Raw genomic sequence first — 16,038 nt, 5'->3', positions numbered from 1 at the left:
TCAGTCCTCATCCAGGATGGCCGGAACCTTGAAGCGGCCTTCGTATGCGTCGGGTGCACCGCTCAGGGACTGCTCGGCCGTGAAGGTGTGGCCCACGACGTCCTCGCGGAACACATTCGTCAACGGGATCGGGTGGGACGTGGCCGGGACATCATCACCGGCGGCTTCACTTACGGACTTCACTGAATCGACGATGACGGCCAGTTCGCCGGCCATACGGTCCAGCTCTTCAGCACTCATCTCGATGTGCGCGAGACGCGCGAGATGCGCGACGTCGTCGCGGTTGATCGCAGCCATGGATCTCCCCTGCAATGTAGTTTTGGTTTCCCCAATAGTCTACGTTGCAACAGTGTGCCCGCCTGACGACCCCCAGCGGGCGTCAGACGGGCAACACCGACCCGCGGCACAGCCGCAGGCAGCTTTACCCTAGCCGATCCCGATGGCTCCCGTCAGCACTCCAACACCCAGCATGACGAGCGAGATGACTGCCGTGCGCCACAGCACCTTTTTGTGGTGGTCGCCGAGGTCCACCTTGGCCAGCGAAACGAGCAGCAGGATGGCGGGCACCAGCGGGCTCTGCAGGTGGAACGGCTGGCCGGTGATGGAGGCCCGGGCCATCTCGGCGGCGCTGATGCCGTAGTGGGCGGCCGTCTCGCTCAGCACGGGGAGGACACCGAAGTAGAAGGCGTCGTTGCTCATGAAGAAGGTCATCGGGATGCTGAGGACGCCGGTGATGATGGCCATGAATGGGCCCATGCTCGTGGGGATAATCTGCACGAGCCAGGCGGACATCGCCTCGACCATGCCGGTGCCGGTCAGGACGCCGGTCAGGACGGCAGCGGCCATGACCATGCTGACGACGGCCACGATGGACGGCGCGTGGGCAATGAGCTGGGCGCCCTGGTCCTTGACGTTGGGGAAGTTGACCAGCAGGGCGATCGCGGAACCCACCATGAAGACGAACGGCAGCGGCACCAGGTCGGCGACGAGCATGACCATTACGGCGACGGTGAGGCCGAGGTTGAACCAGAGCAGCTTGGGGCGCAGGGTCTTGCGGTTGGGATCGAGGGCGGTGTCCGCCATCGCGGAGTCGCGGTCATCAACCAGGGTGGCGTCGGCCAGGATTTCGTTGCGCTCGAGCACTGCAACGGAGGAGCCGCCGACGGCGGGGCCGCCCGTCGCGGGAACAGGTGCGGTGCCGCTGCCGCTGCCGCCGGCAGTGCTGCCGCCGTCGAACTCTTCAGGAGTGAACTGCTCTGCAGTATCCGGCATTCCCCAGATTTCCGGTGCGATGGCGCGGAGGCGGTTGCGTTCCTGCAGGCCGAGCAGCCAGGCGAAGGCGAAGACCACAACGAGGCCGGCGATCAGGGAGGGGATCATCGGGACGAAGACGTCGTTGACATCGATCTTCAGTGCGGTGGCGGCGCGGGCGGTGGGGCCGCCCCAGGGCAGGATGTTCATGGTGCCGTTGGCAAGGCCGGCAACGCAGGTCAGGACGACGGGGCTCATCTTGAGCCGCAGGTAGACCGGCAGCATGGCGGCCGTGGTGAGGATGAAGGTGGTGGAGCCGTCGCCGTCCAGGGACACTGCGGCGGCCAGGATGGCGGTACCGAGCACCACCTTGGCGGGGTCGTTACCCAGCTTGCGGAGGATGAACCGCACCAGCGGGTCGAACAGCCCGACGTCGATCATCAGGCCGAAGTAGATGATGGCGAACATCAGCAGGGCCGCGGTGGAGGTCATGGACTTCATCGAGTCCAGCACCATGTCCCCGATGCCCAGTCCCGCCCCGGCGAACAGCCCGAAGACGGTGGGCACAATGATCAGCGCCAGTACTGGCGTCAACTTCTTCGTCATGATCAGCACCATGAATACCGCGATCATGGCGAATCCAAGTAATACCAGCACGGCCGGCTCCTTTGTCAGTCAGTGGCACCACTCCGGTGTGATGCGCACTACAGACGTTAGAGTGGCCCGCGTCACGGCAGTGCCTTTGGTTCAATTGATTGGCATACTGCTTGTTGGGAGCATTTTGCGCATTTAGCTCAGCAGGTCGGTTTGCACGTTCCGGCCATTCCGCCATTCGGCGGGAATCCCCGTCACAGCGGCCTATACCCCGTCAGGAGGGCAATGAAGCGTCCGGCACCGAGGCCGCCCCTGCGATTTTCCACGCAGACCCTGCTGCTCCAGCTCGGAGTGGTTCTGCTCGTTGTGCTGCTCAGCGGCGCCGTGCATGCCTGGCTGACCTACGAACGGCTTGGCCGGGAAGCGGAAAACCAGGCACTCACGCTGGCCCGCACCGTGGCCTCGGACCCCGCGGTCCGCCGGGAAGTCCTGGCCATCAGCCGCGAGGCGGGCACTCCCCCGGCGTCGGTGCTGCTGGCAGGCCCGCTGATGGCGGTGGCGGAGGGTGCCCGCACCCGCACCGGAGCCCTGTTCGTGGTGATCACGGATGAAACCGGGCTGCGGCTGGCGCACCCTGACGCCGAACGGCTGGGCGAGAAAGTCAGCACGGATCCCTCCGAAGCGCTCGCGGGCAAGGAAGTAACCACCCGGAACACCGGCACGCTGGGACCCTCCGCGGGAGCGAAGGTGCCCGTCTTCGCGCCGGATTCGGACACGGTGGTGGGCGAGGTCAGCGTGGGCTATTCCACTGAGAGCATCGTCCAGAGCCTGGCCCGGGACATCATGCCCATCGCGCTGACCGCAGCCGGTTCGCTGCTGGCCGGAGCCCTGGCCTCGTTCCTCCTGCGCCGTCGCCTGCAGCGGCTGACGCTGGGCCTGGAACCGGAGGAGATCAGCACCCTGGTCCATGACCAGGTGGCTGTCCTCCAGGGCGTTGACGACGGCGTGATCGGGGTCTCGGCCGACGGCCGGATCAGCGTCTTCAATGCCGCCGCGCAGAGGCTCCTCGGCCAGCCTGACCTCACAGGCACACCGTGGGAGGAGGCACCGGTCCCCGAACAGCTAAAGGTGCTGACCCGGCCGGATGCAGCTGAGGCGGACGCCGTCGAGGTCATTGCCGGTGCCCGCGTGCTGGTGGCCAGCGCCCGCAAAGCGCTGCACCGGCGGGAGGACCTGGGGTGGGTGGTGATGCTCCGCGACCGCACCGAACTGCAGCACCTCACGCGCCAGCTGGACGCCGTGGGCACTATGTCCACCGCCCTGCGCGCCCAGCGCCACGAGTTCGCCAACCAGCTGCATACCATCGCCGGCTTCATGAGCATCGGGCAGCACCAGCAGGCCCGCGACTACCTGGCCCGCCTGGCCGCCACCGGCCCGCTGAAGTTCCCGGTGGACCAGGCCGAGCTCCTGCAGGACCCTTACCTGCAGGCTTTCATCGGGGCCAAGGGCGTCGAGGCGGACGAACGCGGCGTGACACTGCGCATCGGCCCGGAAACGCTGGTGCGCGGCCAGGTCACCGAGCCGCAGGACGTCACCACGGTGCTGGGGAACCTGATCGACAACGCCGTGAACGCCGCCGTCGCCGGCTCCGCGGCGGACCGCTGGGTGGAAGTGGAGTTGCTGGACGAACCGGGACCCGACGGCGGGACGCTGCACGTCGTTGTCGCGGACTCCGGCGACGGCCTGGCTCCCGAAACGGCCGCCGGCGGGGCGGAGGCCGTTTTCGCGGAAGGATTCACGACGGCGGCGCGGCCGGCCCGTGCCGGCGGCGGCCAGGGTCTGGGGCTGGCTCTGGCCCGGCAGCTTGCGCGGCGCCGCGGCGGCGACGTCCGGGTACTTGAGCCCGGCACCCCCGGCGGTCCGGGTGCCGTCTTTATGGCAACATTGCCGCGGACCACAGCCGACCTGCCCGGGAAGGACAAGCCCATCGGGAAGGACAGTTTTGCCGGAAACGACAGTTTTGTCGGGAAGGACAGTTTCATCGGAAAGGACAATGATGTCTGAGGATTTCAGGGTGCTGATCGTGGACGACGATTTCCACGTCGCCAAGCTGCACGCGGCCTATGTGGATTCGGTGGCCGGCTTCCTGGCACTGCCACCCGCGGGATCGGCGTCCCAGGCGCTGCAGGCCATTCACAGCCTGCGCCCGGACCTTGTACTGCTGGATGTGTACCTGCCTGACGGCTCGGGCCTTGACCTGCTAGGCCAGCTGGACGTCGACACCATGATCCTGAGCGCGGCGTCGGACGCCCTTTCGCTGCGGGTGGCCTTCCGCCGCGGCGCCCTGGGCTACCTGCTGAAGCCGTTCACGTCCGAGTCCCTGTCGCAGCAGCTCCGTTCCTATGCCCGATACCGGCGGATCCTGGCCCAGCCGGGTGCACTGGACCAGGACACGGTGGAGCGGGCCAAGCGCTCGCTGGTCCCCGGCGACATCGCGGCGACCGCCAAGCCGCGCTCGGCCACCGAGGCGGCCGTGCTGGAGTCCTTGGAACCCGGCGAGCAGTATTCGGCGGCCGAAGTGGCCGGGCGGGTTGGGGTTTCCCGGGCCACAGCCCAGCGGTACCTGTCAGCACTGGCGGACGACGGCGCCGTCGACATCCAGCTCCGCTACGGAACCACGGGCCGCCCGGAACACCGCTACGGCCTCCCGGCTAGCTAGCTGGCGCTCTTCTGGGCCACGAGTTCGATCTCCACCAGCATCTTGGGGTCGAGGAACGGCAGCACGTGAACCAGTGACAGGGTGGGACGGATCTCGCCGAACACTTCGCCGTGGGCGCGGCCGGCGTCTTCCCACTTGCTGATGTCCGTCAGGTACAGCTTCGACTGCACCACATCGCCGTATTCGAAGCCCGCCTCGGCCAGGACGGCGCCCAGCTTTTCCAGGATGTACTTGGTCTGGGCATAGCAATCCTCGCCCACGATTCCGTCTTCACCGCTGGCCGCCGTGGCGGAGATGTACAGGGTGCTGTCCACCTGCACTGCCCGGGAATAGCCGAGGGTCTGCTCCCACGTGGAGCCGGAGCCGAATGTCTTGCGCATGGTGTGCCTTTCGATGGTGCCTTGAGTCGGCACCACTTTAGGGCGGCTAAACGTCCAGCCGGTAAACCAGCAGCTTTATGTCGGTATCCGGCACGAACCAGTCGCGCTCCGGGACGCGTTGGAAGCCAATCTTGCGGTACAGCCCGTGCGCGCTTTCCCACGTGAGGCCGGTGGTAAGGGCCACGGCTTTGATGCCGTCCAGGGACTTGGCGTGGGCAATGATCGCCTCGACCATGGCCTTGCCGGCGCCGCTGCGCTGCACCGCCGGGTCCACCACGAGCATGCGGAATTCGAGTTCGTCCGCCAGTGCGATATCCGCGAAAGGCTCACCGGCGACGGCGAGTGTCACGGAACCGACGATGTGTCCGGCCCGCTCGGCAACCCAGATGGTGGCCTGGGCGGCGCGCTTGGCCACATCCTGGATCTGCAGCATGTACGGGTGGTCGGCATCCGCGAAGTAGCCCGCGGCAAGGTAGGCGTCGCGCGTAATGCGTGCCACGGCGTCGTAATCTGCCGGGATGGCGGGGCGAATCAGGATCTGCGGATGCACTTATCCATGTTAGTTGCGCCCGGATTCCGCCCCCGGCCAAACGGCTGTTTCCGTGACTGAACTATCACTGGGCCGCGGGTTTCTGAGTGTTGCCCCTTGTGTCCGGGCATTGCACTGTGTGTCCGGGCATTGCCCCTTGTGTCCGGGCATTTCCCGCTGTTTCGCGCCGTTTCGCCAGTGGTCGGCAGGGTTGGCAGCGGCCGGAGCGGCTGTGGTTGATTTGCACCACCAACGCCTTCCGAACAACAACCCCACCCCGCAACCCCGCCCCGCAACCCCACCCGACAGGATCACACCATGGCACCCTCCCAGCGCACCCTGCACCTCAACGCCTTCCTCATGAGCACCGGCCACCATGAAGCCTCGTGGCGGCTGCCCGAGAGCAATCCCCTGGCCAGCACCGACATCAGCCATTACCGGAACCTCGCACAGATCGCCGAGCGCGGCACTTTCGATTCCATCTTCTTCGCAGACTCGCCCGTGATCTTCGGCAACGTCGGCCGCCGGCCGGCCGGAAAGCTCGAGCCCACGGTTCTGCTGACCGCCATCGCAGCAGCCACCGAGAAGATCGGCCTGATTGCCACGGCCTCCACCACCTACAACGATCCGTTCAACCTCGCCCGGCGTTTCGCCTCCGTCGATTTCGTCAGCGGCGGCCGTGCGGGATGGAACGTGGTCACCACTGCAGGGCCCGACGCCGCGCGGAACTTCGGCGTCGATGACCAGCCGGCGCACGCCACCCGTTATGAACGGGCGGCGGAGTTCCTGGACGTCGCCGGCAAGCTCTGGGACAGCTGGGATGACGACGCCGTGGTGGCGGACAAGGAGGCAGGCGTCTGGGCCGATGCGGACAAAGTCAGGCCGATCGACCACGTTGGCAAGCACTTCAGGGTGCGCGGCCCGCTGAACGTGCCGCGGTCGCCGCAGGGCTACCCGCTGATTGTCCAGGCCGGTTCCTCCGAAGACGGCAAGGGCCTGGCGGCGCTCTACGCCGAGGCCGTGTTCACTGCTCAGCAGACGCTCGAAGACGCCCAGGCTTTCTACACTGACCTCAAGGCCCGCACCGCAGCTGCCGGGCGCGACCCGGAAGGCATTAAGATCCTGCCCGGCATAGTGCCCGTTCTGGCCGGAACGGAAGCCGAGGCCAAGAATCTTGAACGCGAACTCGACGAGCTGATCCGGCCCGAGTATGCACGCATCGAACTGGCGAAGACCCTGGGCGTCAGCCCGGACGACCTGCCCTTGGACAGGCAACTGCCATCAGACCTCCCGGACGAGGACTCCGTCCAGGGTGCGAAGAGCCGCTACACCCTGATCGTGGAGCTAGCGCGCCGCGAACGGCTCACGGTGCGCCAACTGATCGGACGCCTCGGCGGCGGGCGCGGACACCGCACCTTCTCGGGAACGCCGGAGCAGGTGGCCGATGCCATTCAGCTCTGGTTTGAGAACGGCGCCGCCGACGGCTTCAACATCATGCCCGCGGTTCTCCCCTCGGGGCTGGAGGCCTTCGTGGACCACGTGGTGCCGGTCCTTCGGCGGCGGGGGCTGTTCCGCGCGGAGTACACGGCAGATACGCTGCGCGGGCACTACGGGCTGGAGCGGCCTCTCAACCGGTACTCAGGTGCCGCCGGGCTGGCGGCCGCGAACGCCTGAGTTTCCCTGAGCCCCTGCCGCCTGTCAGAGCGGGAACTTCCCCGACAGCTCAAGGGTCCCGGCGCATGTCCACGCGGCGAGGCGTTCCTCGTCCGAGGGTCCGCCGTCGAGCGGGCTCGTGAGGCGGGGGCGGCGGACCCAGCATCCAGCCTCCTCGGCGATGAGGGCGCCGGCTGAGAAATCGTGCTCATTGAGTCCGCGTTCGCCGAAGGCGTCATGGGTGCCGTCCGCCACCAGGCAAAGGTCCAGGGCAGCGGACCCCAGCCGGCGCATATCGGCGAAACCGTCCATGAAACCGCGAAGGGCCTCAGCCTGCTCGGCGCGGATATCGGGATCGTAGCTGAAGCCGGTGGCCAGGATCTGCCCGGCCCGGCCCGGAACAGGACCGGTGAGCTGGGTCCGCTGCCCGCGCTCCTCCAGCCACGCGCCGTGCCCGCGCGATGCGTAGTAGACCCGGCCCAGCGCAGGGGCATTGACGACGCCGGCCAGCCAGGCGCCGTCGGGATCCGCCACTGCCACGGACGTGCCGTAGTAGACGATGTTCCGGATGAAGTTGGTGGTGCCGTCCAGCGGGTCGATTGACCAGCGGTACCCGCTGGGATTGTTCCGGCTGAGCGTGCCGTGTTCCTCGCCGGTCACGGTGTCCTGCGGCCGGGCGCGGGCGATGACCGCACGCACGGCGTTCTCGGCGGCTACGTCGAAAGCCGTGACCCAATCCCCCGAGGCTCCCTTGTTGCTGATGTCCAGTTCGGCGGCGTCCCGGGTGGCGAGCACCGCGGCCCCGGCTGCGGCTGCTTCCTTGGCGACCTCAAGCAGGTCAGCCGGTGCCACGCTCATTCCGGCAGCTCTTCCTGGTGGTCTTCGGCACCGTCGCCGTCATTAGCGGCTCCGGTGGCGGCTCCGTCCGAAGCATCGGTGGGAGCCCTGCCGGAAGCGCCGGCGGGGCCGTTGGCCAGGAGCTCCCGGAACCCGTCCTCGTCCAGCACCGGAACGCCCAGCTGTTCGGCTTTGTCCATTTTTGTGCCGGCGTTCTCGCCGGCCACGACGTAGCTGGTGTTCTTGGAGACGGACCCGGCAGCCTTGCCGCCGCGGATGAGGATGGCTTCCTTGGCCTCGTCCCGGCTGAATCCTTCGAGGCTTCCGGTGACCACGATGGTGAGCCCTTCCAGGGTCCTCGGGGTGGATTCGTCCCGCTCGTCCTCCATCCGGACGCCGTCTGCTGCCCAGCTGTCCACGATTTCGCGGTGCCAGTCCTCTGCGAACCATTCCTTCAGCGCCGCGGCAATCACGGGGCCCACGCCGTCGACGTGGGCCAGTTCCTCCTCGGAGGCCTGCCGGATAGCGGCCATCGAGCCGAAGGCCGTGGCAAGCGCCCGAGACGCCCGGGGGCCGACATGCCGAATGGACAGCGCCACCAGGACGCGCCACAACGGCTGGGTCTTGGCCTTCTCCAGTTCACTGAAGAGCTTTTCGGTAGTGGCCGTCGGCTTGGACGGCGATTTGGCCGTGCCCTTGCTGTAGAAATACGGCACGAGTTCGAATTCGCCGGTGCCCACGCCTTTGGACCGCTTTTCGCGGCGGATGCGGACCCCTGCAAGGTCCTCGCGCGTGAGCCGGAACAGAGCGGCCTCGCTGGTCAGGGGCGGGGTTTCGGGTTCGGCCGGCTGGGTCAGGGCGATGGCGGCTTCCCAGCCCAGGGCTTCGATATCGAAGGCGCCGCGGCTGGCCACGTGGAAGACGCGTTCACGCAGCTGCGCCGGGCAGGAGCGTGAATTGGGGCAGCGGATATCCACGTCCCCTTCCTTCCCGGGAGCAAGCGGCGTCCCGCAGGACGGGCATTCCGTGGGCATGACGAAATCCCGCACCGGCGGGTCCTGCTGGTCCCGAAGCGCAAGCACCGGGCCCACGATCTCCGGGATCACATCCCCGGCCTTGCGGAGAATAACGATGTCGCCGATTTTGACGCCCTTGGCCTTGACGACGTCCTGGTTGTGCAGGGTTGCCATGCCCACAGTGGAGCCCGCCACCTTCACCGGATCCATGATGCCGAACGGGGTGACCCGGCCGGTGCGCCCCACGTTCACGGCGATGTCCAGCAGCTTGGTGTGGACTTCCTCCGGCGGGTACTTGTAGGCGACGGCCCAGCGCGGCACCCGCGAGGTGTACCCGAGGGCTCGCTGCGTGGCGAAGTCGTCCACTTTCACCACGATGCCGTCGATCTCATGGGCGAGGCTGTGCCGCTTGTCGCCGTAGCGCTGGATGAAGCCGAGCACGTCCTTGAGGCTGCCGAGGAGCTCAAAGTACGGACTCGTGGGCAAACCCCAGGCGGCGAGCTGGCGGTAGGTGTCCGACTGGCTGGCCGTTTCCAACCCTTCGCGGGCACCGATGCCGTGCACGTACATGCGCAGCGGGCGCTTGGCGGTTTCCGCCGGGTCCTTCTGGCGGAGCGAGCCGGCCGCCGCGTTGCGGGGGTTGGCCAGCGGCGCCTTGCCGGCCGCGATGAGTGCCTCGTTGAATTCAGCGAAGGCCTGGGATGGAATGAAGACCTCGCCGCGGACCTCCATTTCGGCCGGGAAGCTATCGCCGGCCAGCTGCTGCGGGATTTCCTTGATCGTCAGGACGTTGTGGGTGATGTCCTCGCCGGTGTAGCCGTCCCCGCGGGTGGCGGCGCGGACCAGTTTGCCGTCGCGGTAGAGGAGGTTGACCGCAAGGCCATCGATCTTGAGTTCCGTGAGCCACGTGGGACCGGCGGTGCCGTTGCCGAGCTTGGCGACGCTGGCTTCGGCCTTCGCGATCCAGGCTTCGAGTTCCTCAAGGGAAAAGACGTCCTCGAGGCTGTACATCCGTTGGAGATGTTCGACGGCGGCAAAGGCGGCGGACACCTCGCCGCCCACCTCCTGGGTGGGCGAATCGTTGGACACCAGTTCGGGGTGCATCGCTTCGATGGTTTCGAGGCGCCGGAAGAGTTCGTCGAACTCGGCGTCCGAAATGATCGGTGCGTCCTCCTGGTAGTAGGCAAAGCGGTGTTTGCGCACCTCTTCCACCAGGATTTCGTATTCCTCGCGCACGGCGCCGGAGGGCACCTGGCCGGTGCCCACTTCTGAGCTTGTGCTGTCTGTTGCTGTGTCTTGTGCGGTGTTCCCTGTGCTCACAGACCTATCCTGCCTTAGATCCCCGACATTGTCTGGCTCCCGCAAAGCCGGATGCCTCCGTTACATGCCGATGCCCCGGACGCTGTGTTGCGTCCGGGGCATCGGTATGTAAACGGTACTTCCGCTGAATCCATCCCTAGCGGGAGCTGGCTTCCTAGCGGGAAGCCTCTTCCTGCTGGGAAGCGTTCTTGGTAGCCTGCTTGCCGGCTTCCTGCAGCGCCTGTGCCACCTTGGCCAGGGCCGTCACGTGCGAACCGGACCACTCGCTGCGGAACTTGTCCGCGTCCGGACCCTTCCAGTCAGTGCCGTCAAGAGCCTTCGACAGCTGCGACTTCTGCTTCTCAATCTCGGACGAACCAGCCTGAAGCTTGGTTCCGAGCGCCTTGAGCTGAGCAATGTCTGCACCCCAAATAGCCATTAGTTATCTCCTTTAGTCAACGGACCCGATCCGATCGGCTCCCCAGCGGCCCCCGGCTCATCCGGAAGATCCATTACCTAGAACCTATCCCGCGGCCCAACCCACCGTCGATGGGCACCGCTCCCCATGCAGCACTCACCGTGCCGCTCCCACGCGGCCCAGGTCCGGTTCGGTCTGGTTGCGGTTCTCAGGGGGCATCGCAATTTGCAGCTTGCGGACCTTGCCCCGGCCCACAATGTACCCGCGGCCCGGGATGAAATCTGAACTGATCTTGCCCAGTGAGGTGCTGAGGAGACTGTCACCTTCGATGTCGCCGGGGTTGATCAGCAGTCCCCGCCGGCCCGATTTGAACGGCTGCGACAAGGACCAGGCGGAGGACCAGGTGGAGGTCTCAGACTCCCCCACCACCCACTGATCGGACTTGATGGACGTGGTGACAAGCCGCTCGATGCCGGACTCGGCGCCGGTGTCCGTGAACTCGGTGAGACCCTCGATGAAAATGGCAAGCCTGCCGGGGTTCTCCGAGGAGTGGTCCACCAGCCCGTCAATTGCCTCTTCGACGTCATCAGCACCCACGAGTGACCGGTTCCATACCTTCAGCGACGCCACGGCGGACCGGCGGGAGCCGATGTAGATCAGTTCCGTGCCGGGGTTGGACCGGCGCAGGGCGTAGGCCATGGTAACCAGGGCTACCGTCCGGCCAGCGCCCGGCGGACCGGCCACGAGCAGCGGGCCCTTGGCCATGATCTCGGCCGGCTGGAGTGTTTCGTCGTCCACACCGATAACCGGCAGGTCCGGGCTTCCCGCCGGGAGGATGTCGAGGTCCACCTGCTCGGGCAGCCGTTCGATCTGCGGTGCCTTCTCCATGCCCTGGCGCAGCATGGCCTCGCTGAGCTTGCGCACTTCGCGGGCCTGCAGCGCCAGGTTCGAGTCGCCGCCAAGCACGGCAAGCTGGACCTCATGTGCACCCAGCAGGCCGCGGCCCGGGGGCGACGACTGGCTCAGGACGTCCTTCGGCACATCCAGCGAAATGTAGTCGTCCTCGGAGGAGAGCCGCAGTACCAGGCGCCGCTGGATGGAAGCCAGCAGCGAGGCGGGGACGGAGTTGGTCCGGTCACCGCTGACAACGAGGTGGATGCCCAACGGCCGTCCGTCCGTGGCCAGCTGCAGGAAGATGTCCCACAGCGCGGACAGCCGGCTGTATTCGTACGCTTCGCGGAAGCTGGACATGCCGTCCACCAGGATGAAGATCCGCTTCTCGTCCGGTTCGTTGGCCAGCTTGCGGTATTCCACGATGGTGGAGGCCCGGACTTCCGAATAGCGGGCGGCGCGGTCGTCGGCCACGTCGCGCAGCCACCGCAGCAGCCTGCCCACGCGTTCGACGTCGTCGCCGTTGATGATCTCGCCCACGTGCGGCAGTCCGTCGAGCATCTTCAGTCCGGAGGATCCGCAGTCGATGCCGTAGACATGGACCGGACCTCCGCGCGGGGTGATTGCCGCAGCGATGGCGATGCCGCGCAATGCGGCAGACTTGCCCGATCCGCCGGTTCCGTAGATGGCCATGTTGCCATCTTTGTCCGGCTCGTAGAAGACGGTGGGCTGGTCCTGGTGGGCCGGGTCGTCGGCCACGCCCAGGAGGAGGCGTTCGTCCGTCCTGGGGTTGGGCAGCTTGGAGAAATCGTAGGTCTTGGCCAGCTCGTTGAGCCACGGCTTGCGGGGCGGTGCAATGGAAAGCACCTCGGCGGCCTTAATGATGTTGGCCGTCATCCGGGCAATGTCGTTGGGTCCGGCAGGTTCCTCCCGCACCGGCTTCTCGGGCGCGGGCGCGGCCCAGCTGGGCCCCGAGCCGAAGGCCATTTCCACAATGTCGATTTGGGGAAGCTGCGGCTTTTCCGTCGTCCACCCGCCTGCGTAACCGGTCTGGAAGCCTTGGATCCGGCCGGGACCGGTCTTCGCGGCGCCGCGGCCCGGGATCGAGGGGTCAAAGTAGGCGGCGGTGGGGACGCCGAGGATGTCCGTGGCGTCCTCCTCGTCAGCCATGCGGAGAGCCACCCGCAGGTTGGTGTTGGCGCGCAGGCTGTCCTTGATGACGCCGGCGGGGCGCTGGGTGGCAAGGATGAGGTGGAGGCCCAGGGACCGGCCACGGGCTGCCACGTCCACCACACCGTCCACGAACTCGGGGACTTCGGTGGCGAGGGCCGCGAACTCGTCCACGATGATGATGAGGTACGGCGGAGCTTCTGGATCCGCCTCGCGCTGGAGGCCCAGGAGGTCCTTGGCCTTCTTCCGGTTGAGCAGGTGTTCCCGGTAATGCAGTTCCGCCCGGAGGGAGGTCAGGGCGCGTCGCACCAGGTGCTGCGAGAGGTCCGTTACCAGGCCCACGGTGTGGGGCAGGTGCAGGCAGTCGGCAAAGGCGGCACCGCCCTTGTAGTCCACGAACAGGAAGCTCACCCGGTCCGGGCTGTAGGCGGCCGCCATGCCCATGACCCAGGACTGCAGGAATTCGGACTTTCCGGCGCCCGTGGTGCCACCCACCAGCGCGTGCGGGCCCTCGTTTTTCAGGTCGAGGTACAGCGGCTCGACGCCCTTGGATCCCACCAGGGCACGGAGGGTGCCGTTGTCCTTGCGGTTGGCGACGGCGGTGGCGCGGACCGAGTTGTTCTCTTTCCAGCGGTCCGCCACGGCCTGGGGGTTGTCCATGAAGTCCTTGCCGATAAGGCTCACGTAGGACACTGCGCGGGGAAGGTCGGAGTCGTCGTCAACGGGCTTGCCCACATCCACCACCGGGGACAGCATCCGGGCCAGTTGGGCGGCCAGTTCGGCGTCGAGGCTTTCGCAGCTGACCGGGTAGGTGTGGCGGCCCAGGCGCACCTGGCCGGTGGTGGTTCCGTGGTCGCCGTCGACAACCATGAAGTCACGGCACGCTGCCGGGAGCGACTGCACGCTGGTGGCCACCCACATGACGTGGACGCCCGAGTCCGGGCCGCGTTCCACGAGCCGTGTCAGCCGGCCGCGGTCTACGGGTGCATCGTCTTCGACGATGACCAGCACGGACGGCAGGACGGGGGCGGGGATGTCGCCGTTCTCGCTGTCGACGCCTGGCCGGGGTGCGGGACGCGGCGACTGCGCGCCCGCTTCGCGCTGGTCAACGAGGTCCTCCAGCCGGGCGAGCAATGAGGACCCGCCGGCCGGTCCGGCCGCGAGGTGGTCGCCGCCGAGCGGGCTGTGTCCCGAGCCGACGTGGGGCAGCCACTGCAGCCAGTTCCAACGTTCCCTGGACTGGGCGGAGGTGATCGCCGTGACCACAACTTCGGCCGGGGAATGCAGCCCCACGGTCTGCAGCACCATGCCGCGCGCCACATCGTCCACAAGGCCGCGGGCACCTGCGAGCCCGAAGGCGCCCGATGAGCGCAGCTGCGACACGATGGGAACGCCTTCAATGTCCCGGAACTGCTTGAGGCAGGCTTGGATTTCCTGCATGTACTCGACTTCGGTTTCGTTGTTGCCGGGTTCCTCGAACGAAATGCGCGACGGCGCCGTACCCAGCCCGAAGCGCAGGCCCAGGAATCCCTTGTGCTCGGGCCGGTGCGTCCAGAGCAACGGTCCCAGCTTGTAGATCGAATCGACGGTGTCGCTTACGGACGGAGCCTCCTGGAGGCGTACGGACCGCTCGATGTGCTGCAGCTCGGTGATGTCGTTGCGGAACGCCGCCATCGCTTCCCGGAACTGTTTGAGCTGCTCCTTGCGTTCACGCTTGCTTTGCATCTTGTGGTCGACGTAGTGGCCGATGATGAACAGCGGCATCATCATCATGAACAGGACTGATAGCACGTTGCCGGTGACCGCAAACAAAATTGCGCCCATCATGAGGGGCGCAATCAGCATGATGTAGGGGAACGGGTGGTGGTCCTGGCGTTTGGGCCCGGCCGGGAGCACCCGCTTGGGCGGGGCGAAACGCGGCACCACGCGGGGCGAACGGTTGAAGTCCACCAACGGCGATGTCGGCGCGCCTCCGTGGTGCCCAAGCCCCACGACGGAAATGGTCGTGTCGCCCAGGGTCACCGTGTCCGAGGAGTTCAGCGTGGCCCGTGTGACGGGCAGCCCGTCCATGATCAACCCGTTGGCGGAATTCGTGTCCACGATTTCCACGGTTTCCCCCACCGTGATGCGGGCGTGCCGCTTGGACGTCATGGGGTCCGCGAGGCGGATATCGACGTCCCGGTCCCGGCCGATGTAGCTGGTCCCTGTCGGCAGCGAAAATTCCTGCCCAACGTCGGGCCCGGACAGGACCCGGAGGGTCGCCGCTGCGGGTCCCCGGTTCGCCCCCGGTGTCGCAAACTGCTCACTCACCTGTTTCAGCGAGACGATTGACCCGGGCCTCAGCCCCGATTCCAGCAGGTTGTCTGAGCGGTTGAGGATGTTGCCGCGCATTCCGCCGGCCACGAACGCCTCATCAATGCAGAGCGACAGGTTCTCCGGCGGCTGGGTTCCGCGCCGTTCGGGGTCGGCGGCCCACAGTTGGGTGGCGATGTCCGCCACGGTTGCCAGGCCGTCAACGGTTACGGCGAGATCCTTGGCCTCGGCCGGATCCCGGCGCAGTGTCAGTCGGATTTTCACGCTTCGTCGACCCCCCTCATTTGCTCGATCAGGTACAGGTCGTCCGCCGTCACCAGGTGCGATGTAACAGCGTGTTCAACCAGCCGCGCGCGCCGGTTGGTGGCCAGCTTTCCGCCTCCCCCGCGGAGCCCGGCTACGCCGACTCGGTCCAGTTTGTCGCACACGTTGTCCAGCTTTCTGTTGAACCGGGTCAGCGCCCAGCCCAGGGTCTTGGCGGCCGCGGCCGACGACGGGATGGCGCTGAAGCCTGTGCCGTCGCGCCGAAGCATGGGCTCGGCGAGGGCAACGATGAGGGCTTTTTGGGAATCGGTGAAGACAACGGGCCCGATGGTCGTGTCCCCGCCGCTCTCGTCTCCGGGGGCCTCCTGCCGGAAGGAGGGTGTCTTGAGGTGAACGGCAAACTCGTAAGTGGTGGGACCGGCGGTGAAGATCACGTTGGTGTGGCTGAAGACGAGCGGAATCCGTGCGCCGGGTGATAGCCAGGCCTGCATCCCTCCGGTGCCGTCCGCAATGGTGGCGGACAGCATGCTGCCGACGTTGCTGAGCCACCAGATGCCGTCGTACCGCGCGATCTGGAGGAAGCGCCGGTGCAAATACGGGTTGTCGTCGACTTCCAGGTCGCCCTCGCGGCCGATGCTGAAGACGTCCTCGTCCGACGGCTCGTACCATTCGCCACAGAAATCTACTGCTAGATCCCCCATTTT

Annotated in this window: 12 protein-coding genes; 3 read left to right on the top strand and 9 right to left on the bottom strand. The window is 66.7% G+C overall.

Translation table 11 applies throughout. The features are described from left to right. Positions 1-297 (bottom strand): Asp-tRNA(Asn)/Glu-tRNA(Gln) amidotransferase subunit GatC, encoded by a 297-nt coding sequence (gene gatC, locus J2S97_RS11915; RefSeq protein ID WP_028272567.1) that lies wholly within the window; start codon positions 295-297, stop codon positions 1-3. Between the two features lie 129 nt (positions 298-426). Then, positions 427-1,908, bottom strand: coding sequence for a CitMHS family transporter (locus tag J2S97_RS11910; RefSeq protein WP_307049627.1), 1,482 nt, complete (start codon positions 1,906-1,908; stop codon positions 427-429). Between the two features lie 222 nt (positions 1,909-2,130). Between J2S97_RS11910 and J2S97_RS11905 the strand changes: the two genes are divergently transcribed. Continuing rightward, on the top strand, positions 2,131-3,909 hold the full coding sequence (locus tag J2S97_RS11905; RefSeq protein WP_307049625.1) for a sensor histidine kinase: 1,779 nt from the start codon (positions 2,131-2,133) through the stop codon (positions 3,907-3,909). Next, a complete protein-coding gene (locus J2S97_RS11900; protein WP_307049623.1) occupies positions 3,902-4,564 on the top strand; it encodes a response regulator in 663 nt (220 codons plus the stop codon). The genes J2S97_RS11905 and J2S97_RS11900 overlap by 8 nt, the downstream gene beginning before the upstream one ends. On the opposite strand, the gene J2S97_RS11895 is transcribed toward J2S97_RS11900, so the two are convergent. Continuing rightward, complete coding sequence (locus tag J2S97_RS11895; protein ID WP_307049621.1) at positions 4,561-4,944, bottom strand: RidA family protein; 384 nt, start codon at positions 4,942-4,944, stop codon at positions 4,561-4,563. The two genes, J2S97_RS11900 and J2S97_RS11895, sit on opposite strands and share 4 nt — an antisense overlap. Before the next feature lie 46 nt (positions 4,945-4,990). Then, on the bottom strand, positions 4,991-5,494 hold the full coding sequence (locus J2S97_RS11890; protein WP_307049619.1) for a GNAT family N-acetyltransferase: 504 nt from the start codon (positions 5,492-5,494) through the stop codon (positions 4,991-4,993). 297 nt (positions 5,495-5,791) lie between these two features. On the opposite strand from J2S97_RS11890, the gene J2S97_RS11885 reads away from it, so the two are divergent. Then, on the top strand, positions 5,792-7,147 hold the full coding sequence (locus tag J2S97_RS11885) for an LLM class flavin-dependent oxidoreductase (protein ID WP_307049618.1): 1,356 nt from the start codon (positions 5,792-5,794) through the stop codon (positions 7,145-7,147). 24 nt (positions 7,148-7,171) lie between these two features. Here J2S97_RS11885 and J2S97_RS11880 read toward each other — a convergent pair whose 3' ends face one another. From J2S97_RS11880 to J2S97_RS11860, 5 genes are all read right to left on the bottom strand, one after another. Further along, a complete protein-coding gene (locus tag J2S97_RS11880) occupies positions 7,172-7,984 on the bottom strand; it encodes an inositol monophosphatase family protein (RefSeq protein WP_307049616.1) in 813 nt (270 codons plus the stop codon). After that, the gene (ligA, locus tag J2S97_RS11875) at positions 7,981-10,245 is read right to left on the bottom strand and encodes an NAD-dependent DNA ligase LigA (RefSeq protein ID WP_307049994.1); all 2,265 of its coding nucleotides are present in this window, start codon (positions 10,243-10,245) and stop codon (positions 7,981-7,983) included. Before ligA ends, J2S97_RS11880 begins: the two co-directional genes overlap by 4 nt. Positions 10,246-10,453: 208 nt before the next feature. Next, positions 10,454-10,717 carry a hypothetical protein gene (locus J2S97_RS11870; RefSeq protein WP_104172623.1) on the bottom strand — a complete coding sequence of 88 codons (264 nt, stop codon included), beginning with the start codon at positions 10,715-10,717 and terminating at the stop codon, positions 10,454-10,456. 135 nt (positions 10,718-10,852) lie between these two features. Then, a complete protein-coding gene (locus tag J2S97_RS11865) occupies positions 10,853-15,334 on the bottom strand; it encodes an FtsK/SpoIIIE domain-containing protein (protein WP_307049609.1) in 4,482 nt (1,493 codons plus the stop codon). Further along, on the bottom strand, positions 15,331-16,035 hold the full coding sequence (locus J2S97_RS11860) for a hypothetical protein (protein ID WP_307049607.1): 705 nt from the start codon (positions 16,033-16,035) through the stop codon (positions 15,331-15,333). Before J2S97_RS11860 ends, J2S97_RS11865 begins: the two co-directional genes overlap by 4 nt. Positions 16,036-16,038: the final 3 nt, after the last annotated feature.

The sequence above is a fragment of the Arthrobacter oryzae genome (assembly GCF_030812315.1).
GTDB lineage: Bacteria > Actinomycetota > Actinomycetes > Actinomycetales > Micrococcaceae > Arthrobacter > Arthrobacter oryzae_B.
Note: the sequence above shows the minus strand (reverse complement) of the source record. Positions and strands in the feature narration are given on the sequence as shown.

Bases quoted from the DNA above. Each gene is read 5' to 3' on its own strand.
- J2S97_RS11900 (WP_307049623.1), top strand. From the start codon at position 3,902: ATGTCTGAGGATTTCAGGGTGCTGATCGTGGACGACGATTTCCACGTC.
- J2S97_RS11885 (WP_307049618.1), top strand. From the start codon at position 5,792: ATGGCACCCTCCCAGCGCACCCTGCACCTCAACGCCTTCCTCATGAGC.
- gatC (WP_028272567.1), bottom strand. From the start codon at position 297: ATGGCTGCGATCAACCGCGACGACGTCGCGCATCTCGCGCGTCTCGCG.
- J2S97_RS11860 (WP_307049607.1), bottom strand. From the start codon at position 16,035: ATGGGGGATCTAGCAGTAGATTTCTGTGGCGAATGGTACGAGCCGTCG.
- J2S97_RS11895 (WP_307049621.1), bottom strand. From the start codon at position 4,944: ATGCGCAAGACATTCGGCTCCGGCTCCACGTGGGAGCAGACCCTCGGC.
- J2S97_RS11870 (WP_104172623.1), bottom strand. From the start codon at position 10,717: ATGGCTATTTGGGGTGCAGACATTGCTCAGCTCAAGGCGCTCGGAACC.
- J2S97_RS11905 (WP_307049625.1), top strand. From the start codon at position 2,131: ATGAAGCGTCCGGCACCGAGGCCGCCCCTGCGATTTTCCACGCAGACC.
- J2S97_RS11880 (WP_307049616.1), bottom strand. From the start codon at position 7,984: ATGAGCGTGGCACCGGCTGACCTGCTTGAGGTCGCCAAGGAAGCAGCC.